This window comes from Streptomyces sp. NPDC034043 (genome assembly GCF_055575675.1).
In genome coordinates, this window is record NZ_JBVISF010000014.1 from 1 (window position 1) to 23,808 (window position 23,808).

At 71.7% G+C, this 23,808-nt stretch carries 23 protein-coding genes, 5 tRNA genes and 1 pseudogene; 20 read left to right on the plus strand and 9 right to left on the minus strand.

The features are described 5' to 3' along the window. The 4 genes from ACZ51S_RS27740 to ACZ51S_RS27755 all read right to left on the minus strand — a co-directional run. Window positions 1-275 (minus strand): ATP/GTP-binding protein (locus ACZ51S_RS27740; protein ID WP_468887326.1); only part of this gene is annotated, 275 nt, incomplete at its 3' end. Next, window positions 256-648, minus strand: a complete 393-nt coding sequence (locus ACZ51S_RS27745; RefSeq protein WP_007266775.1) for a DUF742 domain-containing protein — start codon at window positions 646-648, stop codon at window positions 256-258. The genes ACZ51S_RS27745 and ACZ51S_RS27740, both read right to left, overlap by 20 nt. A gap of 148 nt (window positions 649-796) precedes the next feature. After that, on the minus strand, window positions 797-1,210 hold the full coding sequence (locus ACZ51S_RS27750) for a roadblock/LC7 domain-containing protein (RefSeq protein ID WP_007266776.1): 414 nt from the start codon (window positions 1,208-1,210) through the stop codon (window positions 797-799). A gap of 9 nt (window positions 1,211-1,219) precedes the next feature. Next, window positions 1,220-4,978 (minus strand): sensor histidine kinase, encoded by a 3,759-nt coding sequence (locus ACZ51S_RS27755; protein ID WP_468478169.1) that lies wholly within the window; start codon window positions 4,976-4,978, stop codon window positions 1,220-1,222. 581 nt (window positions 4,979-5,559) lie between these two features. Between ACZ51S_RS27755 and ACZ51S_RS27760 the strand changes: the two genes are divergently transcribed. From ACZ51S_RS27760 to ACZ51S_RS27805, 10 genes are all read left to right on the plus strand, one after another. After that, the gene (locus ACZ51S_RS27760) at window positions 5,560-5,745 is read left to right on the plus strand and encodes a hypothetical protein (protein ID WP_388942148.1); all 186 of its coding nucleotides are present in this window, start codon (window positions 5,560-5,562) and stop codon (window positions 5,743-5,745) included. Window positions 5,746-5,856: 111 nt separating this feature from the next. Then, window positions 5,857-6,675, plus strand: a complete 819-nt coding sequence (locus ACZ51S_RS27765; protein WP_468478170.1) for a fumarylacetoacetate hydrolase family protein — start codon at window positions 5,857-5,859, stop codon at window positions 6,673-6,675. Then, complete coding sequence (gltX, locus tag ACZ51S_RS27770; RefSeq protein ID WP_468478171.1) at window positions 6,668-8,143, plus strand: glutamate--tRNA ligase; 1,476 nt, start codon at window positions 6,668-6,670, stop codon at window positions 8,141-8,143. Before ACZ51S_RS27765 ends, gltX begins: the two co-directional genes overlap by 8 nt. A gap of 114 nt (window positions 8,144-8,257) precedes the next feature. After that, window positions 8,258-8,929, plus strand: coding sequence for a DUF4241 domain-containing protein (locus ACZ51S_RS27775; RefSeq protein ID WP_468478208.1), 672 nt, complete (start codon window positions 8,258-8,260; stop codon window positions 8,927-8,929). Window positions 8,930-8,939: 10 nt separating this feature from the next. After that, window positions 8,940-9,668 carry an HAD family hydrolase gene (locus ACZ51S_RS27780; RefSeq protein WP_468962329.1) on the plus strand — a complete coding sequence of 243 codons (729 nt, stop codon included), beginning with the start codon at window positions 8,940-8,942 and terminating at the stop codon, window positions 9,666-9,668. A gap of 87 nt (window positions 9,669-9,755) precedes the next feature. After that, a tRNA-Gln gene (locus ACZ51S_RS27785) sits at window positions 9,756-9,827 on the plus strand. 27 nt (window positions 9,828-9,854) lie between these two features. Further along, a tRNA-Glu gene (locus ACZ51S_RS27790) sits at window positions 9,855-9,927 on the plus strand. A 61-nt stretch (window positions 9,928-9,988) separates the two neighbouring features. Then, window positions 9,989-10,064 (plus strand) — tRNA-Glu (locus ACZ51S_RS27795). Between the two features lie 22 nt (window positions 10,065-10,086). Beyond that, window positions 10,087-10,158 (plus strand) — tRNA-Gln (locus tag ACZ51S_RS27800). A 21-nt stretch (window positions 10,159-10,179) separates the two neighbouring features. Continuing rightward, window positions 10,180-10,252: transfer RNA gene (locus tag ACZ51S_RS27805), tRNA-Glu, on the plus strand. Window positions 10,253-10,432: 180 nt separating this feature from the next. Here the strand turns inward: ACZ51S_RS27805 and ndgR are convergent. Beyond that, complete coding sequence (ndgR, locus tag ACZ51S_RS27810; RefSeq protein ID WP_007266782.1) at window positions 10,433-11,149, minus strand: IclR family transcriptional regulator NdgR; 717 nt, start codon at window positions 11,147-11,149, stop codon at window positions 10,433-10,435. Window positions 11,150-11,335: 186 nt separating this feature from the next. Between ndgR and leuC the strand changes: the two genes are divergently transcribed. From leuC to ACZ51S_RS27830, 4 genes are all read left to right on the plus strand, one after another. Beyond that, window positions 11,336-12,760, plus strand: coding sequence for a 3-isopropylmalate dehydratase large subunit (gene leuC / locus ACZ51S_RS27815; RefSeq protein WP_388942134.1), 1,425 nt, complete (start codon window positions 11,336-11,338; stop codon window positions 12,758-12,760). A 3-nt stretch (window positions 12,761-12,763) separates the two neighbouring features. Next, window positions 12,764-13,357 carry a 3-isopropylmalate dehydratase small subunit gene (leuD, locus tag ACZ51S_RS27820; protein ID WP_467891192.1) on the plus strand — a complete coding sequence of 198 codons (594 nt, stop codon included), beginning with the start codon at window positions 12,764-12,766 and terminating at the stop codon, window positions 13,355-13,357. A 137-nt stretch (window positions 13,358-13,494) separates the two neighbouring features. Continuing rightward, complete coding sequence (locus tag ACZ51S_RS27825; RefSeq protein ID WP_007266785.1) at window positions 13,495-13,722, plus strand: SCO5555 family protein; 228 nt, start codon at window positions 13,495-13,497, stop codon at window positions 13,720-13,722. Window positions 13,723-13,866: 144 nt separating this feature from the next. Beyond that, on the plus strand, window positions 13,867-14,559 hold the full coding sequence (locus tag ACZ51S_RS27830; RefSeq protein WP_468478173.1) for an HU family DNA-binding protein: 693 nt from the start codon (window positions 13,867-13,869) through the stop codon (window positions 14,557-14,559). A gap of 303 nt (window positions 14,560-14,862) precedes the next feature. Here ACZ51S_RS27830 and cofC read toward each other — a convergent pair. Next, window positions 14,863-15,543: pseudogene (gene cofC / locus ACZ51S_RS27835) on the minus strand (2-phospho-L-lactate guanylyltransferase); the annotation flags it as partial. A 164-nt stretch (window positions 15,544-15,707) separates the two neighbouring features. On the opposite strand from cofC, the gene ACZ51S_RS27840 reads away from it, so the two are divergent. From ACZ51S_RS27840 to ACZ51S_RS27850, 3 genes are read left to right on the plus strand one after another with little or no spacing between them, the layout of a single operon-like run. Further along, complete coding sequence (locus ACZ51S_RS27840; protein WP_388942124.1) at window positions 15,708-16,460, plus strand: lysophospholipid acyltransferase family protein; 753 nt, start codon at window positions 15,708-15,710, stop codon at window positions 16,458-16,460. After that, window positions 16,457-17,467 carry an NAD(P)H-dependent glycerol-3-phosphate dehydrogenase gene (locus ACZ51S_RS27845; RefSeq protein ID WP_388942121.1) on the plus strand — a complete coding sequence of 337 codons (1,011 nt, stop codon included), beginning with the start codon at window positions 16,457-16,459 and terminating at the stop codon, window positions 17,465-17,467. Before ACZ51S_RS27840 ends, ACZ51S_RS27845 begins: the two co-directional genes overlap by 4 nt. A 39-nt stretch (window positions 17,468-17,506) precedes the next feature. Then, on the plus strand, window positions 17,507-18,664 hold the full coding sequence (locus ACZ51S_RS27850; RefSeq protein ID WP_468962332.1) for a D-alanine--D-alanine ligase family protein: 1,158 nt from the start codon (window positions 17,507-17,509) through the stop codon (window positions 18,662-18,664). A 150-nt stretch (window positions 18,665-18,814) separates the two neighbouring features. On the opposite strand, the gene ACZ51S_RS27855 is transcribed toward ACZ51S_RS27850, so the two are convergent. Further along, window positions 18,815-19,309, minus strand: a complete 495-nt coding sequence (locus ACZ51S_RS27855) for a DUF3515 family protein (RefSeq protein WP_468800514.1) — start codon at window positions 19,307-19,309, stop codon at window positions 18,815-18,817. A gap of 23 nt (window positions 19,310-19,332) precedes the next feature. Continuing rightward, window positions 19,333-19,566 (minus strand): Lrp/AsnC ligand binding domain-containing protein, encoded by a 234-nt coding sequence (locus tag ACZ51S_RS27860; protein WP_007266792.1) that lies wholly within the window; start codon window positions 19,564-19,566, stop codon window positions 19,333-19,335. Between the two features lie 245 nt (window positions 19,567-19,811). On the opposite strand from ACZ51S_RS27860, the gene ACZ51S_RS27865 reads away from it, so the two are divergent. Then, window positions 19,812-20,792: a thiamine-phosphate kinase gene (locus ACZ51S_RS27865; RefSeq protein ID WP_467891175.1), complete on the plus strand. Its 981-nt coding sequence runs from the start codon at window positions 19,812-19,814 to the stop codon at window positions 20,790-20,792. Next, complete coding sequence (thiD, locus tag ACZ51S_RS27870) at window positions 20,789-21,598, plus strand: bifunctional hydroxymethylpyrimidine kinase/phosphomethylpyrimidine kinase (protein WP_468478175.1); 810 nt, start codon at window positions 20,789-20,791, stop codon at window positions 21,596-21,598. Before ACZ51S_RS27865 ends, thiD begins: the two co-directional genes overlap by 4 nt. A gap of 126 nt (window positions 21,599-21,724) precedes the next feature. On the opposite strand, the gene rpmB is transcribed toward thiD, so the two are convergent. Then, window positions 21,725-21,910: a 50S ribosomal protein L28 gene (gene rpmB / locus ACZ51S_RS27875; protein WP_007266795.1), complete on the minus strand. Its 186-nt coding sequence runs from the start codon at window positions 21,908-21,910 to the stop codon at window positions 21,725-21,727. A gap of 241 nt (window positions 21,911-22,151) precedes the next feature. Between rpmB and ACZ51S_RS27880 the strand changes: the two genes are divergently transcribed. After that, the gene (locus ACZ51S_RS27880) at window positions 22,152-23,801 is read left to right on the plus strand and encodes a DAK2 domain-containing protein (RefSeq protein WP_468800509.1); all 1,650 of its coding nucleotides are present in this window, start codon (window positions 22,152-22,154) and stop codon (window positions 23,799-23,801) included. The last annotated feature ends 7 nt before the right edge of the window (window positions 23,802-23,808 follow it).

Sequence of the window (23,808 nt, forward strand, 5' to 3'; positions counted from 1 at the left end):
CCGGGGGTACCGAAGAGGTACAGGATCAGGTCCTGGTCCAGGGTGATGCGGCCGAAGTCCATGGCGACCGTGGTGGTCGTCTTGTCACCGGTGTGCGTGAGGTCGTCGATGCCCGCGCTCGCGGACGTCATGACGGCCTCGGTCCTGAGCGGATTGATCTCGGAGACCGCGCCGACGAACGTGGTCTTGCCCACGCCGAAGCCGCCCGCCACCACGATCTTCGCGGAGGTGGTGGAGCGCGGAGCCGCTCCGCCGTCAGAGCTTGCGAAGTCCACTGAGAACCCTCTCGAGCAGCGTTACATCCGGCGTTCCGCCGGCCTCTCCATTGCCCGGCTGGTGGATGGCCACCATGCCGGCTTCCGCCAGGTCGGCGACGAGGATGCGGGCGACGCCCAGCGGCATCGAGAGCAGCGCGGAGACCTCCGCGACCGACTTCACCTCGCGGCACAGGGTGCAGATGCGCTGGTGCTCCGGCAGCAGGCCGGACAGGTGCATCGGGTCGGCCGTCGTGCTGACCAGCGCCTCGATGGCGAGCTGGTAGCGCGGACGGGTCCGGCCGCCGGTCATCGCGTACGGGCGGACGAGCGGCTGGTCGCCTTCCGAGTACGAATCTCCGTACGCGTCGGGGTAGGCGGGGGGCGGGGTCATTGATCCTCCGGGCTGGACAGCAGTGGTCAGCGTGCCGTCTGACAGGGCGGCCGGTGGGGGGACATGACGGCCTGTCGGGGGGTACTGGATTCCGGGTGTGCGGACCCGGTTCCCCGGCCGGAAGTACCGTCCGGCCGGGGAGGGGGTGTCAGATGAGCAGGCTTCCCTGGAGCTCCGCGCGCAGGTCCGGGGTGAGGACGTTGCCGGCGCGGTCCACGAGGAGGGCCATCTCGTAGCCGACGAGGCCGATGTCGCACTCGGGGTGCGCGAGCACGGCCAGCGAGGATCCGTCGGAGACGGACATCAGGAAGAGGAACCCGCGGTCCATCTCCACAACGGTCTGGTTGACGGCGCCGCCCTCGAAGATCCGGGAGGCACCGGCGGTCAGCGAGGTCAGGCCGGAGGCCACGGCCGCCAGCTGATCGGCGCGGTCACGGGGGAAACCTTCGGACATGGCCAGAAGGAGTCCGTCGGCGGAGACCACCACGGTGTGGGACACCCCGGGGGTGTTGTCCACGAAGTTGGTGATCAACCAGTTAAGGTTCTGCGCCGCCTGGCTCATCGAACTCAACTATCGCTCCTGCTGGTAAGTGGGGTCGATGTGGTAGCTCCCGGTCGCGGGGCCGGTGGTGCCGGCCTGGCGACCCTGCTGGATACCGCGACGGAGGTTGGTGAGACGGCCGCGGACGTCGTCCGGTGCACGCGAGACCTGCGGGCCGGCCTGGGTGTCGGCCTGCTGCTGGGCGGTACCCGCTACGAGGTTCGCACGCGGCACCCGGCGGGGCAGACCCGAGGTGGTGATCCCGCCGGCCGCGGGCTGGCGCACGCGCTCGGCCTGCCGCATCAGCTCGTCGTTCGGGGACGACTTCCAGCTGACCGTCGGGCTGCTGCCGGTGACCGCCGCGGCCGGCTCGGCCGCGGACTCCTGGCCGCGCCGCTGCGGGGCCGGTGCGACCGGTGCCGCCTGCTGCGACTGGTGCGGCTGCTGGGGTACGGCCGGACCCTGCCCGGCGGACTGCCGTCCGCCCTGGTGGGACCAGTTCGACTCCAGCGACTCGAAGATCGGGCTGCGGGACTCGGGGCCGTTCTGCGCCGGAGCCGGCGGCAGCGCCTCCGGCTGGTACGCCTGCGGGAGGCGCGGGGCCTCGGCGCGCGGGGCCGGCGCGGGGGTGTAACCGCCGGGCTGCCGGCCCTGCTGCTGCTCCCCGTAGCCGCCGACACCGGGGCCGCCCGGGCGGGCGAACTGGCCGGTGGAGGCCGGGTCCAGCGGGCCCGCGGGCTGCGGGCGCTCGAACTGGCCGGTGGTGCCGTTGCCGGGGCCGCCGGCGGCCTGCGGGGGCGGGGCGTTGAAGTCGGGGCGGGCGAACTCCGCCGTGGAGCCGGGGCCCGACAGCTCGTCGTGCCCGCGCGGGACCTCCTGGCCGCCCTGGGCCGCGGCGCCCCAGCTGGTGCCCTGCGGGACCCCGGCGGCCGGGCCGCCCGCGCCCGGGAGCTCCGGACGCGCGGCGCCGTCGCGCGCCGGCAGCTGCGGCCGCCTGCGCTTGACGGGGGCACCGGGCTGCTGCTGGGGCGTCCGGCCCTGCGGGGGCTGGGGCTGCTGGTGCTGCTGCGCCTGGCCCTGCGGCGGCTGCGGCCGCTCGAAGCCGTTGCCCTGCTGCGGGAACCCGCCGGGACCGCCCTGCTGCGGGAAGCCGCCCTGCGGACCGCCCTGCTGCGGGAGCCCGCCGGGACCGCCCTGCGGACCGCCCTGCTGCGCGAAGCCGCCGGGACCGCCGGCCGGCCGCGCCTGCGGAGCGCCGCTCTGACCGCGGGCCGGCAGCGGCGCGCCGCCGCCGAAGGCGCCCTGGCCCTGTGACTGGCCCGTCGGGGCGGAGGGACCGCCCTGCGGACGCGGACCCTGGCCCTGCGGGCCCTGCTGCTGGGAGCCGGGCGCGCCGTCGCGCCCCGGCAGGGCGGCGCGCTGGCCGCCGCCGGAGACCTGGCCGCGCTGCTGGCCGGCGCCCACGGTGGGACGTGCGCCCGCGCCGGGCACGGAGGGCTGCTGGCCGCCGGGAGCACCCGGAGCGCCGCCGGTACCGCCCTGGCCGCCGCCGGCACCCGGCATCGGGCCCGGCTTCTTGCCGCCCTGGGCGACGTCCACCGGGAGCATGACGAGGGCCGTCGTACCGCCCGAGTCGGAGGGGCGCAGCTGGATGCGGATGCCGTGTCGCAGGGACAGGCGGCCGACCACGAACAGACCCATCCGGCGGGACACCGAGACGTCCACGGTGGGCGGCGACGCGAGCCGCTCGTTGATCGCGGCGAGGTCCTCGGGGGAGAGGCCGATGCCGGTGTCGTGGATCTCGACGAGCACGCGGCCGTCGGGCAGCGCGTGACCGGTGACCTTGACCTTGGTCTGCGGGGAGGAGAACGAGGTGGCGTTCTCCAGCAGCTCCGCGAGGAGGTGCACGAGGTCGTTGACGACGCGGCCGGCGACATCGGTGCCGGGCACCGCCGCCAGCTCGATGCGTTCGTACTGCTCCACCTCGGACGCCGCGGCGCGGAGCACGTCGACGAGCGGGACGGGGCGGGTCCACCGGCGGCCCGGCTCCTCGCCCGCGAGGACGAGGAGGTTTTCGCCGTTACGGCGCATGCGGGTCGCGAGGTGGTCGAGCTTGAAGAGCGAGGAGAGCTGGTCCGGGTCGGCCTCGCGCGACTCCAGTTCGGAGATGAGCGAGAGCTGACGCTGGATGAGGCCCTGGGAGCGGCGCGAGAGGTTGGTGAACATCGCGTTGACGTTGCCCCGGAGGAGGGCCTGCTCGGCGGCGAGGCGGACGGCCTCGCGGTGCACGTCGTCGAAGGCCGCGGCCACCTGGCCGATCTCGTCGCGGGTGTGCAGGCCGACGGACTCCACGGAGGTGTCCACCTCGTGCGGGTCCGTCTCGGAGAGCTGCTTGACGAGCTCGGGCAGACGGTCCTGGGCGACGCGCGTCGCGGTGTCCTGGAGGCGGCGCAGCGAGCGGATCATGGACCGGGCCATGACGAAGGCGCCGATGAGGGAGACACCGAGGACGAGGAGGATCAGGGCACCGTTGACGATGGCGTCCTGCTGCGACTCGCTCTTGAGCTCGCGGGCCTTCTGCTCCATGTCCTCGAGCAGCGACAGCTCGATCGTCTGCATCGCGCGGATCTTGGTGTCGTCGGCGTCGTACCAGTCCATCCAGGAGCGGTTCTTCTCCTTGACGAACTGTCCCTGGGTGCTCAGCACGCGGCGGGCGTAGTGGTCGGCGCTGCCGATCTCGGAGTTGCCGTCGCCGAGCGCGCTGAGGAGTTCCTCGGGCTTGCCCTGGTAGACGAGTTCGAAGGTCTTTTTCGCCTGGCTCTCACCGCGCAGCGCGGAGAGGGCGTAGAGGCGGTCGTTCTCCTCCAGCTTGCCCTGCTTGTCGCCGCTCTCGGGAAGCGAGGCGGCGATGATGGCGCGCTGGATGGAGGCGTACTCCTTGGCGGACGAGAACGCCGCCAGGGCGCGGGTGCGCTTGATCATCTCGGGGTTGGAGGTGGCCTGGGCCATGTCCTGCGAGAGCGAGAGCAGCGAGACGATCAGCGCGTTGTACTCGGTGACGGTCTGCTGGGCGCCGTTCTGGTACGCCTTCTTGCGGATGTCCTCGATGCCGGTGAGCTGGCGGCCGATCTGGAGGATGTTGTTGCGGATCGACTTGAGGGTCTCGTCCTTGTCCTCCGCGTTGTCGACCTTGTCGGTCGCGGCGGCGAAGGCCTTGGCGGCGGCGTCGGTCTGGTCGCGGACGCCCTCGACGAGGCTGTTGGCCTTGCCGTCCTTGACGAGCGACATCGGACCGGCCGACTTGTCGCGCTCCTCCTGGAGCATGGCGGCGAGGCTGGTCGCCTGGCGGGTCATCGTCGTCAGCAGCTGCATGTGCTCGAGCTGCTGGATGTCCTCGAGCGAGTCGTTGATACGGAAACCACCGAGCGTGGTGGCGGCGACGACGGGCAGGGTCAGCAGCGACACGAGTCGCGTGCTGATGCGCCAGTTCTGCATGGCCAGACGGGAACCGGGCCCGGTGGGGGCCTTCGGTATCGCCTCTTCGGTCTCGGGCGACTCGGCCTTGCCCTTGGTCCTGCCCGGCTTGACGGCCTTGCCGGGCTTGCCGGGCTTCGGGGCCTTGCCGGACCTGCCGCGGCCCTTTGCCTTCACCGAGGAGGTGTCGGGTCCCGCTCCTTCGGCAGCCGGCCCGCGGTTCTGGGCGTGCTGGGGCGAGGAGCCACGGTCAATCCCGCCGCGCGGCTCCTGCTCCGCCGCAGCGCTGCCATCCCTCTTGAATCGTCCCTGCACTAGCGTCGCAACCTCTGGACCAGGCGCCCCGCCGGGTGAGCGGCGGAACGGTGTCGAGTCGTGGGGCACTGACGGCCCCGTGGTGGTCGTCGGTGACCGGCGCGTCTCCCTCTCCGTTGCCGCCGCGCGCGGCGCTCTCTTGCGCCACCTGCGCGCCGGCTGATACCCGCGGCGGTCCCGCGAATTCCAGCACAGTGGGGGATCTCCAACAAGGTGCGCGTGTCGCCCCGGCGAGCCGGTCACGGCTTGTGACGGATGGGCTACTCGATGTGGAGGCACTATGGGGAGGAAACGGACTTACGTCAACCAAAGCTGCTGTCCGGCAAGGTGTCCCAGTCGAGATGATCAGGAGCGGAATGGCGCATTCAGTGGCGCAATGTCCGTTTCGGCGGGCGCAATTGACCGCCTGTTATGCCCGTATTGCCCGCTCGCTGGTGAGCAAACTCACACGAGTGTGGCCATTACTTACCGGTTGAGTCGGGGATTCGGATGTTTAGCCTTGCCTGTTAAAGGGTTGGCGCCACATCCGGCGCATCCGACAACCCTCATCCCACGAAGCGACCCGAGGGCCCGAAACTCCGATGAAGACGACGCAGATGTTCCGCAACATAGCCAACCCCCGCCGCACCACGCTCGCGCACCTGAAGGACGCCGAGGAGCTGCAGGCGGCGCCGGCCACCCCGGAGCACTCCGTCGAGCTGCCGACCCAGACCGCGAACCCCCGCCGCACCGTCCTCATGGACGCGCCGGCCGCCGCGGCACAGTAGTCCCTCCGCAGTAGTGGCTGCGTAAAGGAGCGCGGAGCGTCGCCGCCCACCGCGTTAGCCTGGGGTCCGCAGACTCCAGCCAGCGGACATACAGAGGGGCAGACGCAACACGTGCGCATCGCCAGGTTCTCCATCGACGGCAATGTCGCGTTCGGCGCGGTCGAGGGCAGCACTGCCCCCGGCGCCGAGGGTGAGCTCGTCCTCGACATCATCAAGGGCATTCCGTTCGCGGACTTCGAGCTCTCCGGCACGAAGGTCCCGCTGAGCAAGGTCCGGCTGCTGCCGCCCGTGCTCCCGAACAAGGTCGTGGCCATCGGCCGCAACTACGCGGAGCACGCGGCGGAGCTCGGCAACTCCGTCTTCGACGACCAGGGCCGTCCCGAGGCCCCCGTCACCTTCTTCAAGCCCTCCACCTCCGTGGTCGGGCCGGGCGACCCCATCGTGTACCCCTCCTTCTCCCAGGAGGTGCACCACGAGGCGGAGCTCGCCGTGGTCATCGGCCGCATGTGCCGCGAGGTGCCGAAGGAGCGCGTCAAGGACGTGATCCTCGGCTACACCTGCGCCAACGACGTCACCGCCCGCGACGTCCAGCAGCGGGAGAAGCAGTGGGCCCGGGCCAAGGGCTTCGACAGCGCCTGCCCCCTCGGCCCCTGGATCGAGACCGGCCTCGACCCGGCGGCGGTCTCCGCGGGCCTGGCCGTCCAGTGCACGGTCAACGGCGAGCAGCGCCAGCTCGGCAGCACCAGCGACATGATCCGCTCCGTGGAGGACCTGATCGTGCACATCAGCGAGGCCATGACGCTGCTCCCGGGCGACGTCATCCTCACGGGGACCCCGGCCGGAGTCGGCCCCCTCAACGTCGGCGACGAGGTCGCCGTCACCATCGAAGGCATCGGCACTCTCACCAACAAGGTGATCAAGCGTGGCTAACGCGAACGTCCGCGTACGTTTCTGTCCCTCCCCGACCGGCAACCCCCACGTGGGCCTGGTCCGGACCGCCCTCTTCAACTGGGCGTTCGCCCGCCACCACGGCGGTACGTTCGTCTTCCGCATCGAGGACACCGACGCGGCCCGCGACTCCGAGGAGTCGTACGAGCAGCTGCTCGACTCGCTGCGCTGGCTCGGCTTCACCTGGGACGAGGGCCCCGAGGTCGGCGGCCCGCACGCCCCGTACCGCCAGTCCCAGCGCATGGACATCTACCGGGACGTCGCCCAGCGCCTCCAGGACGGCGGCTACGCCTACCACTGCTACTGCACCACCGAGGAGCTCGACGCGCGCCGCGACGCCGCCCGCGCGGCCGGCAAGCCCTCCGGTTACGACGGCCACTGCCGCGACCTGAGCGCCGAGCGGGTGGCCGCGTACGAGGCCGAGGGCCGCACCTCGATCGTGCGCTTCCGGATGCCCGACGAGACCATCACCTTCACGGACCTGGTCCGCGGCGAGCTCTCCTTCACCCCGGAGAACGTGCCGGACTTCGGCATCGTCCGCGCGAACGGCGCCCCGCTGTACACGCTGGTCAACCCGGTCGACGACGCGCTGATGGAGATCACGCACGTCCTGCGCGGCGAGGACCTGCTGTCCTCCACCCCGCGCCAGATCGCCCTCTACAAGGCGCTGATGGAGCTCGGCATCGCCACCGGCGTCCCGCAGTTCGGGCACCTGCCGTACGTGATGGGGGAGGGCAACAAGAAGCTCTCCAAGCGCGACCCCGAGTCCTCGCTCAACCTCTACCGCGAGCGCGGCTTCCTGCCCGAGGGCCTGCTGAACTACCTCTCGCTCCTCGGCTGGTCCTTCTCCAAGGACCAGGACATCTTCTCGATCGAGGAGATGGTGGCGAAGTTCGACATCGACGGCGTGAACGCCAACCCGGCGCGCTTCGACCTCAAGAAGTGCGAGGCGATCAACGCCGACCACATCCGCCGGATGGACCCGAAGGCCTTCGCGGACGCCTGCGCCCCGTGGCTGCGCGCCCCGCACGCCAACTGGGCGCCCGAGGACTTCGACGCCGACGCCTGGGCCCGGATCGCGCCCCACGCCCAGACCCGGGTGACCGTCCTCTCGGACATCACCGCGAACGTGGACTTCCTCTTCCTGAAGGAGCCCGTCGAGGACCAGGCGTCCTGGGACAAGGCCATGAAGGGCGACCCGGCGGCCCTGCTGACCACGGCGCGGGAGAACCTCTCCGCCGCCGACTGGTCGGACCCGGAGTCCCTCAAGCAGGCCGTCCTGACGGCCGGCGAGGCCCACGGCCTCAAGCTCGGCAAGGCCCAGGCCCCCGTCCGCGTGGCCGTCACCGGCCGCACCGTCGGCCTGCCGCTCTTCGAGTCCCTGGAGATCCTCGGCAAGGAGCGCTCGCTGGCCCGCATCGACGCGGCCCTGGCGAAGCTCTCCGCCTGACCCGCACCACCCCGTGGGGGCGGCAGCCGACACGGCTGGCGCCCCCAACGGCGTCGTCGGAGGGGGCCCCTAGGCTGCGTGCAGCCGATCACGCGCTCCACGGAAGGCCGTCCCGTGCCCCTCACCGCCCCCGACTTCGACCGGTACTTCACGCCGGGCCACTCCTTCGTCCTCGCGGGCGGCGAGCGCGGCACCCTCGCCGTGGCCGTCGCCGGCGACCTGTGGCTCCCCAGCGGCCGGGTGACCGCCTGCGACCCCTTCACCAGCCTGGGCGGGGGATGGGCGGCGCCCTTCACCGCGGAGGTGGCCCCCGGCCGCTACCGGGCCGAAACGGCGGTGGCCACCCTCACCGCCCCCGGCGCGGACCCCGGCGGCCGCCCGCACCTGCGCACGGCGGCCGCCCGGCTGGTGATCCGGGACACGGCGACGGTGACCTGGGAGATGGCCGTCACCGAGGGCCAGGACCCGTCCCGGCTCGAGGGCGACGCGTACTTCGGCTACGGGGTGGACGCGGGCACCGGCTGCTTCTATGACCCGGCCGCCGACGACTCCTTCCCGGAGTGCGAGGGCGACGAGGGCCCGCTCTGGGACGCCTTCGAGGAGGACGGCCACGGCCCCGGCCCGCATCTGGTCACCGGTGAGCACGGTCACGGCCTGGTGGCCTTCGGCTCCGGCTGGGGCGACGGCCACTACCCGACCTGGACCGGACGGGACGCGGACGGCGCGATCACCTGCTTCGTGACGGACTTCTTCGTCGTGCCCGCGCCCGGGGACGACGCGGCGTAGGCTCGGCCGCATGCCGATCCGCGCCGTGCTGTGGGACATCGACGACACCCTCTTCGACTACACGGGAGCCGACTCGGCCGGTCTGGCCGCCCACCTGCGCGCCGAGGGGCTCGCGGAGCGGTACGGATCCCCTCCGGAGGCCCTCGCGCTCTGGCGCAGGCTCACGGAGCTCCACTGGGCGCGTTTCGCCGCGGGCGAGGTCACCTTCCAGGGCCAGCGGCAGGACAGGGTCCGGGACTTCCTCGGGGAGCCCGCCCTGACGGCGGCGCGGGCCGACGCCTGGTTCGACAGCTACGTCGAGCACTACAAGGCCGCCTGGGTCCTCTTCCCGGACGTCCTGCCCGTCCTGGACGCCCTCGCCGTTAGCCACCGGCACGGGGTGCTCACGAACTCCTCCGCCGCCAACCAGGACCCCAAGCTGCGCCACCTCGGGCTGCGCGACCGCTTCGAGGTGCTGGTCTGCGCCGCCGAGCTGGGTGTGAGCAAGCCCGACGCCGCCGCCTTCCTGGCCGCCTGCGAGGCGCTGGGGCTGCCTCCGGGCCAGGTCGCCTACGTGGGGGACCAGCCGGAGATCGACGCGCGGGGCGCGCGGGACGCCGGGCTGACGGCCTTCTGGCTCGACCGGGAGGGGGGCCGGGGGTCCGGCCCCGCCGGTGTGCACCGGATCGAGGGACTTGACCGGCTGCCCGAGCTCCTGGCTGCGGATACCCGTTTTGGAGCACGGTCAGGCATCCGGTAATGTTCTTTCTGCGCCGCCCGGGCGGGCCGAAAGGCCGGACACGGAGGCGCTTACCAAACGAAAGGCCCTCAGGGTCTTGAAGTTCGGTGGGCTATAGTGTAATTGGCAACACGAGGGTTTCTGGTTCCCTTATTCTAGGTTCGAGTCCTGGTAGCCCAGCGCAGTGCAGCAGTAACGCAGTGCTTTGCCCCCGTTGTGTAGCGGCCTAGCACGCCGCCCTCTCAAGGCGGTAGCGCCGGTTCGAATCCGGTCGGGGGTACAGATCCTTCCCGCGGGATCTCCAGGGTCGCTCCCGGAGATCTTGATGCAGGATCGCTAGGGCCCCCGTTGTGTAGCGGCCTAGCACGCCGCCCTCTCAAGGCGGTAGCGCCGGTTCGAATCCGGTCGGGGGTACCAAGGTCTGGCAGGTCTAGACCATTGGGCTATAGTGTAATTGGCAACACGAGGGTTTCTGGTTCCCTTATTCTAGGTTCGAGTCCTGGTAGCCCAGCGCAGTACCGCAGTAAAGCTAGCCCCCGTTGTGTAGCGGCCTAGCACGCCGCCCTCTCAAGGCGGTAGCGCCGGTTCGAATCCGGTCGGGGGTACAAGAGGAGAGGCCCTCCGCGATCATCGCGGAGGGCCTCTTCCGTGTTTCCGGAGCCCCGGAGGGCCGACGGGTGCCGGACGCAAGTGCGGGCCCGGAGGCGCGAGTTCGGACGTGTGCGGCGTCGTACGCGCCCCCGGGCCCAGGGGTTGGAGTGGTGGAGGTCTACGGCCGCGGCGGCTCAGCCGGAGCGGCGCAGGGCCTCCGTGAGACGGGCGGCCGCGTCTATGACGGCCTGGGCGTGCATGCGCCCCGGGTGGCGGGTCAGGCGCTCGATCGGCCCGGAGACCGACACGGAGGCCACCACCCGGTTCGAGGGGCCGCGTACGGGCGCCGAGACGGACGCCACGCCGGGCTCCCGCTCGCCGATCGACTGCGCCCAGCCGCGGCGCCGTACGCCGGACAGGGCCGTGGCCGTGAAGCGCGCGCCCTGCAGACCTCGGTGGAGCCGCTCGGGCTCCTCCCAGGCCATCAGGATCTGCGCCGCCGACCCCGCCTTCATCGGGAGGGTGGAGCCCACCGGGACGGTGTCCCGCAGGCCCGACAGCCGCTCGGCGGCCGCCACGCAGATGCGCATGTCGCCCTGACGACGGTAGAGCTGCGCGCTCTCGCCCGTCACGTCACGGAGGTGCGTGAGCACCGGTCCGGCCGTTGCCAGCAGGCGGTCCTCGCCGGCCGCGGCGGCAAGCTCTGCCAGCCGCGGACCGAGGATGAACCGGCCCTGCATGTCCCTCGCCACCATCCGGTGGTGTTCCAGTGCCACGGCCAGGCGATGTGCCGTGGGTCGTGCGAGCCCTGTCGCCGCGACCAGCCCGGCGAGGGTGGCCGGACCGGACTCCAGTGCGCTCAGTACCAGAGCTGCCTTGTCGAGAACGCCGACGCCGCTAGAGTTGTCCATGAAACGATATTCACGTCTCACACTGTGAAACGCAAGTTCAAATTTTCCAAGAACGAGCGAGTCTGTATGTGCGGGTCCACGAACCACTGGGTCCGAGCCGTCGTTCCGCGGGTGGGGTAGCGGGCGATCAGGCGCACCAGATCTCTAAAGAAGCGCCGGCACAACCGGCCGGCCGGAGGGAAAGCGATGGGTAGGACACTCGCGGAGAAGGTCTGGGACGACCACGTCGTCCGGCGCGCCGAGGGCGAGCCCGATCTCCTCTTCATTGATCTCCACCTGCTGCACGAGGTGACCAGCCCGCAGGCTTTCGACGGTCTGCGCCAGGCCGGCCGCAAGGTCCGCCGTCTGGACCTCACCATCGCCACCGAGGACCACAACACCCCCACCATCGACATCGACAAGCCGATCGCGGACCCGGTCTCCCGGGCCCAGCTGGAGACGCTGCGCAAGAACTGCGCCGAGTTCGGTGTCCGCCTCCACTCCCTGGGTGACGTCGAGCAGGGCGTCGTCCACGTCGTGGGCCCGCAGCTGGGCCTGACCCAGCCGGGCACGACCGTGGTCTGCGGCGACTCGCACACCTCCACGCACGGCGCGTTCGGCGCGCTGGCCTTCGGCATCGGCACCAGCCAGGTCGAGCACGTGCTGGCCACCCAGACCCTGCCGCTGGCCCGCCCCAAGACGATGGCGATCACCGTCACCGGCGAGCTGCCCGAGGGCGTCACCGCCAAGGACCTGATCCTGGCGATCATCGCCAAGATCGGCACCGGCGGCGGCCAGGGCTACATCCTGGAGTACCGCGGCGAGGCCATCGAGAAGCTCTCGATGGAAGCCCGGATGACCATCTGCAACATGTCGATCGAGGCCGGCGCCCGCGCGGGCATGATCGCCCCCGACCAGACCACCTTCGACTACCTGGAGGGCCGCGACCACGCCCCGACGGGCGAGGACTGGGACGCGGCGGTCGCCTACTGGAAGACGCTGCGCACCGACGAGGACGCGGTATTCGACGCCGAGGTCGTCATCGACGGGGCCTCGCTGTCGCCGTTCGTCACCTGGGGCACCAACCCGGGCCAGGGCGCGCCGCTGTCGGCCAACGTCCCCGACCCGGCTTCGTACGAGGACGCTTCGGAGCGCCTCGCCGCCGAAAAGGCCCTGGAGTACATGGGGTTGACGGCCGGACAGCCGCTGCGCGAGATCAAGGTCGACACCGTCTTCGTAGGTTCCTGCACCAACGGCCGCATCGAGGACCTGCGCGCCGTCGCCGGGATCATCGAGGGCCGCAAAGTCGCCGACGGCGTACGGATGCTGGTCGTCCCGGGCTCGGTGCGGGTCGCCCTGCAGGCCGTGGAGGAGGGCCTGGACAAGGTCTTCAAGGAGGCCGGCGCCGAATGGCGGCACGCGGGCTGTTCGATGTGCCTGGGCATGAACCCCGACCAACTGGCACCCGGCGAGCGTTCCGCGTCCACCTCCAACCGCAACTTCGAGGGCCGGCAGGGCAAGGGCGGACGCACCCACCTGGTCTCCCCCCAGGTGGCCGCCGCCACCGCGGTACTGGGCCATCTGGCCTCTCCCGCCGACCTGTCCGACGCCCCCGTCACCGCCGGAGTCTGAACCATGGAAGCCTTCACCACCCACACCGGCCGGGCCGTTCCGCTGCGCCGCAGCAACGTCGACACCGACCAGATCATCCCCGCCCACTGGCTGAAGAAGATCACCCGTGACGGGTTCGAGGACGGGCTGTTCGAGGCCTGGCGCAAGGACCCGGAGTTCGTGACCAACCGTCCCGAGCGGGCGGGCGCGACGGTCCTGGTCGCCGGTCCCGACTTCGGCACGGGATCCTCGCGCGAACACGCCGTCTGGGCCCTGCAGAACTTCGGCTTCAAGACGGTCATCTCCTCCCGCTTCGCCGACATCTTCCGCGGCAACTCGCTGAAGAACGGTCTGCTGACCGTCGTCCTGCCGCAGGAGACCGTCGACCGGCTGTGGGAGCTGACCGAGGCCGACCCCACCGCCGAGATCACCGTCGACCTGGTCGACCGCCAGGTCCGAGCCGAAGGCGTCGAGGCGGAGTTCGAACTCGACGACAACGCCCGCTGGCGTCTGCTGGAGGGTCTGGACGACATCTCGCTCACCCTTCAGAACGAAGCCGACATCGACGCGTACGAAAGCGGCCGCCCGGCCTTCAAGCCCCGCACGATTCGCCACTGATTCCAGCCTGATCAGCGCTTATTCACCTTTGGGTGATCACATCGGCAACACTGTGCCCCCCGCCTTCCGGCGGGGGGCACAGCCGTATGTTGAGGCCCCGTGAGGCGACAACTCGCCCCAGATGGCACAATCTGTGCATGGAACGCGACAGTCAACTCGAGCTCTACGAACTCGTCGCGGACCGGTTGAAAGAAGCACACGCAAGGGTGCGCGCACTGCAAGTCCCGGAGGGCGTAAGGATGACGCTGTCCCGGAAGCTGTTGGTCGTCACTGCCGCGGCGAAGCACGATCTGGCCGATGCGGCAAGGCGCCTGGACAGGTTGATGAAGGACCTCGACGAGGGTCGATTCCCTGAAGGCGACTGATGCGAAGGAACTCCGTAACGACCTACATCGTTGCGGCACTAGGGTGATTAGCCCGTTTCGTGTTTGATTTGCGGTATATATCCGCCTAACGTGCGAAATAAGCTTGAACACATTCGTTCTGGCGATGTCTCCGAAGGGGAAGACGTGAACAAGGCGCAGCTCGTAGAAGCGATTGCCGACAAGCTGGGCGGCCGCCAGCAGGCCGCGGACGCCGTCGACGCGGTACTGGACGCCATGGTCCGCGCGGTCGTCGCGGGCGACCGGGTCTCGGTCACGGGCTTCGGCTCGTTCGAGAAGGTCGACCGTCCGGCCCGCTACGCCCGCAACCCGCAGACGGGGGAGCGCGTCCGGGTCAAGAAGACCTCCGTCCCCCGTTTCCGCGCGGGTCAGGGCTTCAAGGACCTGGTCAGCGGCACCAAGAAGCTCCCCAAGGGCGACGAGGTCGCCGTGAAGAAGGCCCCGAAGGGCAGCCTGACCGGCGGCGCATCCGCCACGGTCAAGAAGGCCGCCGCGAAGAAGGCCACCACGGCGAAGAAGACCGCCGCGAAGACCACGGCCGCGAAGAAGACCGTGGCGAAGAAGGCCGTCGGGAAGAAGGCCGCGCCGACCGTCAAGAAGACCGCCGCGAAGACCACGGCCGCGAAGAAGGCCACGGGCACGGCGACGGCCAAGAAGGCCGCCCCGGCCAAGAAGACGGCGACGGCGGCCAAGAAGACCACCGCCACCGCCAAGAAGACCGCCCCGGCGGCCAAGAAGGCCACCGCGACGAAGGCGCCCGCCAAGAAGACGGCGACGCGCAAGGCCACCGCGAAGAAGACCACCGCCCGCAAGAAGTAAGGGCACGGGTTACACACGCCGGGCCGGCTTCCCCATCCGGGGAAGCCGGCCCGCGGTGCGTCCTGCCGCGGCCGGAGCCCGGCGGCGGATCCGGGACGGGGCTCAGAAGGTCTGCAGGGTCACCAGCGTGATCCGCAGCGACGGGCCCTCGCCCTCCGTCTCGATGCGCACCCGCTGCCCGGGCCGCAGCAGCCGCAGACCCCCCGCGTCGAAGGCGGCGGCCTCGAAGGGCACCGGGGTGCCGTCGTCCAGCAGCACACTGCCGCTGCGGGTCTGGGAGTCGTACGTGTACGCGGTCGCCTGCATACGGGCACTGTATCGGGCCGTGTGCCGCCCCACCCCGAGGGCCAGGGCCGTCCGCAGGTCCGCCCCCGTGTCCACGTCCCGGCGTACGCTCTCCACGTCGGCGAGGGCTATTTCCACCGCGCCCGAGGCCGAATGCCGGGCGCGGGAGGGGCCGCCGAACGAAGGTGCCAATTCCACGTCGGGCCCGGCGGAAAGCAAGGTGGTGCCGATTCGGGCGGCATCCGCCAGAAATGCCCGGGGAAATTGCCCCGCGATATCGAGCACACGTAGCAATTCCGGCGGCCGCAGCGCCGGCAGATCGGCGTTCATCGCGGCCACCGCCGCCCCGGGCCGCACCGCCCGCACCGCCCGCGCCCCGTGGTCCAGCGCCGCGTTGAGCCCCGCGCCGGGGGCGTCCGGCAGGATCCGCGCCCCCAGCCGCGCCAGCTCCGCGCCCGCCACGGCGTCGTCCGTGACGACCACCACATCCGCGACCGAGGCGCAGGCCAGCGCCCCCGCCACGGTGTCCTGCGCGAAAGCCAGCGCGAGCCCCGGCCGGGAGGCGCCCACGGCCGCCGCGAGGCGGCTCTTGGCCAGCGCCAAGGGCTTCAGGGGGACCACCAGGCTCCATGCGGCGTTCGTGGCGGCCCCCTTCCCTCCGGTGCGCTGCGGCACCCGCCCGACCCGTCGGCAGGTCATGACCCGGTCATCACTCGGCCCATTGTCGCCCCCGAGCGGCCGCAGGGGGGCCTCGTGGTGCGAGCGGGGCGTACGGTGTCCTCGACAGAGACCGGACCCGGCGCGACACTTGTCCGGCGCCGAGGTGCCCAAGCCACGCACCGGTCCTAGAGGAAGGTGTCCGAGTGTCCCGCCGCAGAATCGGCTTCTGGTACCGCCTGGCGGCGGTCATCGCAAAACCGCCGCTGGTAGTGCTCTTCAAGCGGGACTGGCGGGGAATGGACCACATTCCGGCCGAGGGCGGATTCATCACCGCCGTCAATCACAACTCGTATCTGGATCCGCTCTCCTACGCGCACTTCCAGTACAACACCGGCCGGGTGCCGCGTTTGCTCGCCAAGGCAGGGCTCTTCAAGGTGCCTTTCGTCGGCATGATCCTGCGCGGCTCCGGTCAGATCCCCGTCTACCGCGAGACCACCAACGCCCTGGACGCATTCCGGGCGGCCGTGGACGCGGTCGAGCGCGGTGAATGCGTGGCCTTTTACCCGGAAGGCACCCTCACCCGCGACCCGGAGATGTGGCCCATGGCCGGCAAGACCGGCGTCGCCCGCGTGGCGCTGATCACCAAGGCCCCCGTCATTCCCGTGGCCCAATGGGGCGCGAATCTCGCGATGCCGCCCTACGCCAAGGAGAAGAAGGTGCGGCTGTTCCCCCGCAAGACCCTCCAGGTGCTCGCCGGACCGCCCGTGGACCTCTCGGCCTACTACGACCGCGAGCCCACGCCCGAGGTCCTCAAGGGCGCCACCGAGGCCATCATGGCCGACATCACCAAGCTCCTGGAAGAGCTGCGGGGCCAGAGCGCGCCCGCGCAGCCGTACGACCACCGCAAGGCCAGGGCGCAACAGCGGCGCAAGGCCGCGGGGGAGGGCAAGAAGTGACACGTCCCGTCAAGGCCGCCGTGTTCTCGGCGGGTTCCTGGGGCACCGCCTTCGGCATGGTGCTCGCCGACGCCGGCTGCGAAGTGACCCTGTGGGCCCGCCGCCGGGAGGTGGCCGACGCCATCAACACCGGACGCACCAACCCGGACTACTTCCCCGGAGTGGAGCTCCCGGCGAACCTCCGCGCGACCACGGACCCCGCCGAGGCCGCCCGCGGCGCCGACTTCACCGTGCTGTCCGTCCCCTCGCAGACCCTGCGCGGCAACCTCGCCGAATGGGGCCCGCTGCTGGAGCCCGACACCGTCCTCGTCTCCCTGATGAAGGGCATCGAACTCGGCACCGCCAAGCGGATGAGCGAGGTCATCGAGGAGGTGGCCAAGGTCCCCGCCGAGCGCGTCGCCGTCGTCACCGGCCCCAACCTGGCCCGCGAGATCGTCGCCCGGCAGCCCGCCGCCTCCGTCGTCGCCTGCGTGGACGAGGCCGTGGCCCGGCGCCTCCAGGCCGCCTGCCACACCCCGTACTTCCGCCCGTACACCAGCACCGACGTCATCGGCTGCGAGCTCGGCGGCGCCGTCAAGAACGTCATCGGCCTGGCCGTCGGCATCGCGGACGGCATGGGTCTGGGCGACAACACCAAGGGCTCCCTCATCACCCGAGGACTCGCCGAAGCGACCCGTCTGGGCGTGGCGATGGGCGCCGACCCGCTCACCTTCTCCGGCCTCGCCGGGCTCGGCGACCTCGTCGCCACCTGCTCCTCGCCGCTCTCCCGCAACCACACCTTCGGCACCAACCTGGGCCGCGGAATGACCCTCGCCGAGACCATCGCGGTCACCAGCCAGACCGCGGAAGGGGTCAAGTCCTGCCAGTCCGTGGCAGATCTGGCACGGCGGTACGGAGTGGACATGCCGATCACCGACACGGTCGTCGAGATCGTGCACCACGGCAAGCCCCCGCTGGTCGCGCTGAAGGAGCTGATGGGGCGCAGCGCCAAACCGGAACGCCGCTGACTCTGTTCCGGACGTGTGAGCGGGTACCCTCGTGGCGATATGAGCAGCGAGAACCTCCCCCAGACCCCTGAGCAGCAGGGCCGCAAGCCCCGCGTGGCCGTCGTGTTCGGCGGCCGCAGCTCGGAACACGCCATTTCGGTCGTCACGGCGGGCGCGGTGCTGCGCTCCATCGACCGCGCCAAGTACGAGGTGCTGCCGATCGGCATCACCACGGACGGCCGGTGGGCCCTGACCGCCGACGAGCCCGAGCGCATGGCCATCGCGGACCGGCAGCTCCCGAGCGTCGAGACGCTGCGGGAGTCCCCGGAGGGCACCGTCGTGCTCCCCGTGGACCCCGCCAGCCGCGAGGTCGTCTACACCGAGCCGGGCAGCGTCCCCAAGGCGCTGGGCGAGGTCGACGTGGTCTTCCCCGTCCTGCACGGCCCCTACGGCGAGGACGGCACCCTCCAGGGCCTCCTGGAGCTCTCCGGGATCCCCTACGTCGGCTCCGGCGTCCTCGCCTCGGCCGTGGGCCAGGACAAGGACTACATGAAGCGGGTGTTCACCTCCTTCGGGCTGCGCGTCGGCCCGTACGTGACCATCCGCCCCCGCGAGTGGGAGGCCGACCCGGCCGCCGCCAAGGCGAAGATCCTCGACTTCGCCGGCGAGCACGGCTGGCCGCTGTTCGTCAAGCCCGCCCGGGCCGGCTCCTCCATCGGCATCACCAAGGTCGACGACCCCTCCGGGCTCGACGCGGCGGTCCAGGAGGCGCGCCGCCACGACCCGAAGATCATCGTGGAGGCGCTGCTGCGCGGCCGCGAGATCGAGTGCGGCGTCCTGGAGTTCGAGGACGGGCCGCGCGCCAGCGCCCCCGCCGAGATCCCCCCGGTCTCCAGCCACGACTTCTACGACTTCGAGGCGAAGTACATCGACTCCGCGTCCGGGATCGTGCCCGCCCCGCTGACCGCGGAGCAGACCGCCGAGGTGCAGCGGCTCGCGATCGAGGCCTTCGAGGCCGCGTCCTGCGAGGGCCTGGTGCGCGCCGACTTCTTCCTCACCGAGGACGGCGACTTCGTCATCAACGAGATCAACACCATGCCCGGCTTCACGCCGATCTCGATGTACCCGCGGATGTGGCAGGAGTCCGGCATCGAGTACCAGGAGCTGGTGGACCTCCTGATCCAGGCGGCCCTGCGCCGCTCCACCGGACTGCGCTAGGTCCCGTCGTCAAAGTAGCGCCAGGCCAGGCGGGACTTTGACGACAGGGCCTGGCCGCGCGTCCGGCCCCGTACAGCCGACCGCCCGCTGGGAGGGAACCCAGCGGGCGGCGGTGTGCGCGTGGCGGGGGACCGGGCGGCCCCCCCGCGGTCAGTACGAGGAGATCCCCACGGGAACGGTCCTGGCCACGGCCGCGGACAGACCGACCAGCATGCTCGCATCCGTGGCATGCTCCTTGGCGACCCGGATCTCCGTGTACGCCAGCCTCGCCCCGGTGGTGAACCGCAGACCGCCCTCCTCGGGCTTCTCCACCAGCCAGGCGACGCCATTGACCTCGACGCCGTCCTGCTGGGGATCCGCCATCTTGGGGGGTTTGGGGATACCGCACCGCAGTACGATCGCCGAGCCGCCCCACGCGGCGGTCAGATCCGACTCCGGTGAGGTGGGGGTCCGCGCCAGTCCGTCCACCGTTTCCGGGAGCTCCTCGTGCAGAGCGGCACAGAGCTCCGCGACCGCGGCGGGCGGAGCGGGCGGCGGATCCACCCGGCCTCCGGAATCCGCCGGGGCACAGCCCGCGAGGGCCAGGAAGACCGGCACGGCCGGCAGGGCCAGTACACGGAGGGGCCGGCGGTGCAGCAATGACATCACCGGCCAAGACTAGACGGGGGCTACAGATGGACCACCGGGCAGGTCAGGGTGCGGGTGATCCCCTCCACCTGCTGGACCTTGGCGACCACCATGCGGCCGAGATCGTCGACGGTGTCGGCCTGGGCGCGCACGATCACGTCGTACGGCCCCGTCACGTCCTCGGCCTGGATCACCCCCGCGATCTTGGAGATGGACTCGGCGACAACCGACGCCTTGCCCACCTCGGTCTGGATGAGGATGTACGCCTGTACCACGGAACCTCCAGGGCGGCCACGAGGATCATTTCCCCTAACCTTCGGATGGGCCCGGGGACATCGGGCGGGCCCGGGGAAGAAGGGACGCCACGGTACCGCGTCGCCGCGTGCCACGGGGAGACCCGGGGGCCCGGCGCCACGCACAGCGGGGCGTACGCAGAGCAGAAGTTGACCTATCTGTTGACGGTACCCAGAGCTGTGACGGCTCGCGACCGCAAGCGGACTTGCCAAGAAGGGGCACAGCGATGAAGGGCACTGTGGGCGAGCTGGGGGAGTTCGGGCTCATTCGGGAGCTCACCTCACGGCTCACCACCACCCCGGCGGTCCGGCTCGGACCCGGCGACGACGCCGCGGTGGTGTCGGCTCCCGACCGGCGGGTCGTGGCCAGCACGGACATCCTGCTCGAGGGCAGGCACTTCCGCCGCGACTGGTCCACCGCGTACGACGTCGGCCGCAAGGCCGCCGCGCAGAACCTGGCCGACATCGCCGCCATGGGCGCCGTGCCCACCGCGCTGCTGCTCGGCCTCGTCGTCCCGGCCGAGCTGCCGGTCACCTGGCCCACCGAGCTGATGGACGGCATCCGCGACGAGTGCCAGGTCGCGGGCGCCGCCGTGGTCGGCGGCGACGTCGTACGGGGCGACACCATCACCGTCTCCATCACCGCCCTCGGAGACCTGCGCAACCACGAGCCCGTCCTGCGCTCCGGCGCCCAGCCCGGGGACGTCGTGGCCGTCACCGGCTGGCTCGGCTGGTCCGCGGCCGGCTTCGCGGTGCTCTCGCGCGGCTTCCGCTCCCCGCGGGCCTTCGTCGAGGCGCACCGGCGCCCCGAACCGCCCTACCACGCCGGCCCCGCGGCCGCCGGGCTCGGCGCCACCGCCATGACCGACGTCAGCGACGGCCTGATCGCCGACCTCGGGCACATCGCCGAGGCCAGCAAGGTCCGCATCGACGTGCGCTCGGGGGCCGTGGACATCCCGACCCAGATGCACGACATCGGGCAGGCCGTCGGCGTGGACCCGCTCCAGTGGGTGCTCACCGGGGGAGAGGACCACGCCATCGTGGCCACCTTCCCGCCGGACGTGAAGCTCCCGGCCCGCTGGAAGGTCATCGGGTCGGTCCAGCACCGCTCCGCGCTGCCCCAGGTGACCGTGGACGGCGCCCCCTGGACCAGCACCGGCGGCTGGGACCACTTCGGCGCCGACCCGGCCGACGGGGAAACCCCGTGAGCGCCTCCGGTGCCGTCCCGCCGGCGTGCCTGACCGTCGCCGGATCCGACTCCGGCGGCGGCGCGGGCATCCAGGCCGACCTCAAGACCATGCTGGCGCTCGGCGTGCACGGCATGAGCGTGATCACCGCCGTGACCGCCCAGGACTCGCTCGGTGTGAAGGGGATCTGGGAGCTTCCCGCCGAGGCCGTCACGGCCCAGTACCGGGCCGTGGCGGACGACATCGGGGTGCGGGCCGTCAAGACCGGGATGCTGTCCTCGGCCGTACTGGTGGAGACGGTGGCGCGGCTGCTGGCGGACACCCCGGCGCCCGCCGTGGTGGACCCCGTCGGGGTCTCCAAGCACGGGGACGCGCTGCTCGCCGCCTCGGCGCTGGACGCCGTACGCCGGGAACTGCTGCCCCGGGCCACGGTGGCGACGCCCAACCTGGACGAGGTGGCCCAGCTCACCGGGCTGGCCGTGGAGACCGAGGACGACATGCGGCGGGCCGCCGACGCGATCCTCGGCTACGGCCCCCGCTGGGCGCTGATCAAGGGCGGCCACCTCGGCGCGCACGGCGACGAGGCCGTGGACCTGCTGAGCGACGGCTCCCAGGAGCTGTGGCTGCGCGCGCCCCGGCACGACAACCGGCACACCCACGGCACCGGCTGCACGCTCGCCAGCGCGATCGCGGCGGGTCTGGCCAAGGGCCGGACCGTCCCGGAGGCCGTCACGGCGGCCAAGGAGTACGTCACCGGCGCCATCGCCGCCGGCTTCGCGCTGGGCGCGGGCATCGGGCCGGTGGACCACGCCTGGCGGTGGCGCTGACCCGGGCCGCCTCCCGGTGTCAGGAGGCGGCCCACCGGGGCCCGGACAAGGCAAAAGGCCGGTTCACCAGAGGTGAACCGGCCTTCTTGGCAACCGGAAAGGGCTGCGCTACGACGACGGGAGGCGTCAGCGCGAGACCTTGCCGGCCTTGATGCACGAGGTGCAGGCGTTGAGGCGCTTCGGCGTCCCATTGACCACGGCACGGACGCGCTGGATGTTCGGGTTCCAGCGACGCGAGGTGCGGCGGTGCGAGTGGGAGATGTTGTTGCCGAAGCTCGGCCCCTTGGCGCAAACGTCGCAGTTGGCAGCCACAGGTCACTCCAAGACTTCAGATGCAATTACGGTGGAATCCGGCACACCGTAATCAGAGATCTGAAGTGGCTTGCCGGACGAATGACCCGACTCTCGACGGGCAACCTGAGCAGCATACAACGACTGCTTGGGTCCGAGAAAACTACCACGACGGGGCCCGGCTCCGCCCCGGGCCCCCCGAGCGGAGGGCCCCCTTCGTTACCCTGCGGTGAACCCTGGCCCGCACAAGGAGGAACGCCCGGTGGCGCACGAGCCTGGCCCGCACACCCTGGACGCCGAAGCCGTGCGCACCTGGAGCTCACTGGCCCTGGCCGCACTGGGCCGGGCCCGCGAGGACATCGACGCGATCAACGTCTACCCCGTCGCCGACGCCGACACCGGAACCAACCTCTACCTCACCGCCGAGGCCGCCGGCCGCGCCCTGGACGAGTCCCTCGCCGGAGTGACGGACCGCACAGCCGGACCCGCCTCCCTCGCCGAGGCCGTACGGGCCTACGCGCACGGCGCCCTCATAGGCGCCCGGGGCAACTCCGGGACCATCCTCGCCCAGCTGCTGCGCGGAGTCGCCGACGTCCTCGGCGCCGACCCCGGCGGCCACGGCCCGGGCCCGTTGCTCGCCCGGGCCCTCGGCCGCGCCGCCGAGGAGGCCTACCGGGCCGTCGCGCACCCCGTCGAGGGCACCATGCTCACCGTCGCCGGCGCCGCCGCGCGGGCCGCGGCCGCCGCCGGGACCGGGGCCGCCCCCGCCGAGGTCGCCCGGGCCGCCTACGAGGGGGCCCGGGCCGCCCTCGCCGAGACCCCGGGGCAGCTGCCCGCGCTGAGAAAGGCCGGAGTGGTCGACGCCGGGGGCTGCGGGCTGGTCGCCGTACTCGGGGCCCTGTGGCAGGCACTGTCCGGCCGGGAACCAGCCCCCGACCCGGTACGCGGCCCCGCCGTACCCGTACCCGTACCGCTGGACCCGGAGCCCTGCGACCTGGACCAGGGCGGTCCCGCGTACGAGGTGATCTACCTGCTGGAGGCCTCCGACGAGGCCGTCGCCGGACTCCGCGCCGGCCTCGACCGGCTCGGCGACTCCCTCGTGGTGGTCGGCGGCGACGGGCTGTGGAACGTCCACGTGCACGTCGACGACCCCGGGGCGGCCGTCGAGGCCGGGGTGGAAGCCGGCCGGCCGTACCGGATCCGCATCACCCACTTCGGCGACCAGCGCCGCCGCGCCACCGGCCCCCGCGCCCAGCGGGCCGTGGTCGCCGTCGTCCAGGGGGAGGGCCTGGCCGCCCTGTGCGACGAGGCCGGCGCCACCGCCGTGCTGGCCCGCCCCGGGGAACCGCCCGCCGTCCTGGAACTGCTCGACGCCGTACGCCGGGCCCACGCCCGCGAGGTGGTCCTGCTGCCCGGCGGCCCCGAGCCCCGAGCCGCCGCGGCGGCCGCCGCCGAGCGGGCCCGCGCCGAGGGAGTGCGGGTGGCCGTGATCCCCACCCGCTCGGCGGTCCAGGGCCTGGCCGCCCTCGCCGTGCACGACCCGGACGCCAGCTTCGACGAGGACGTGGTCGCCATGACCGCGGCAGCCGGCGCCACCCGCTACGGGGAACTCGCCGTCGCCGAACGGCAGTCCTTCACCTCCGCCGGCATCTGCCAGGCCGGGGACGTCCTCGGGCTCATCGACGGCGACGTCGCCGTCATCGGCGCCGGCCTGCCCGAGACCGCCGAGGCCGTCCTGGAACGGATGCTCGGCTCCGGCGGCGAACTGGTCACCCTCGTCCTGGGACCCGAGGTGCCCGACACCCTCGCCGCGCGCCTGGAGGCGTACGTCCAGCACGCGCACCTGGCCGTCGACACCGTCACCTACCGCGGCGGCCGCTGGTCGGCACCCCTGCTCATCGGAGTCGAATAGCCGGCTT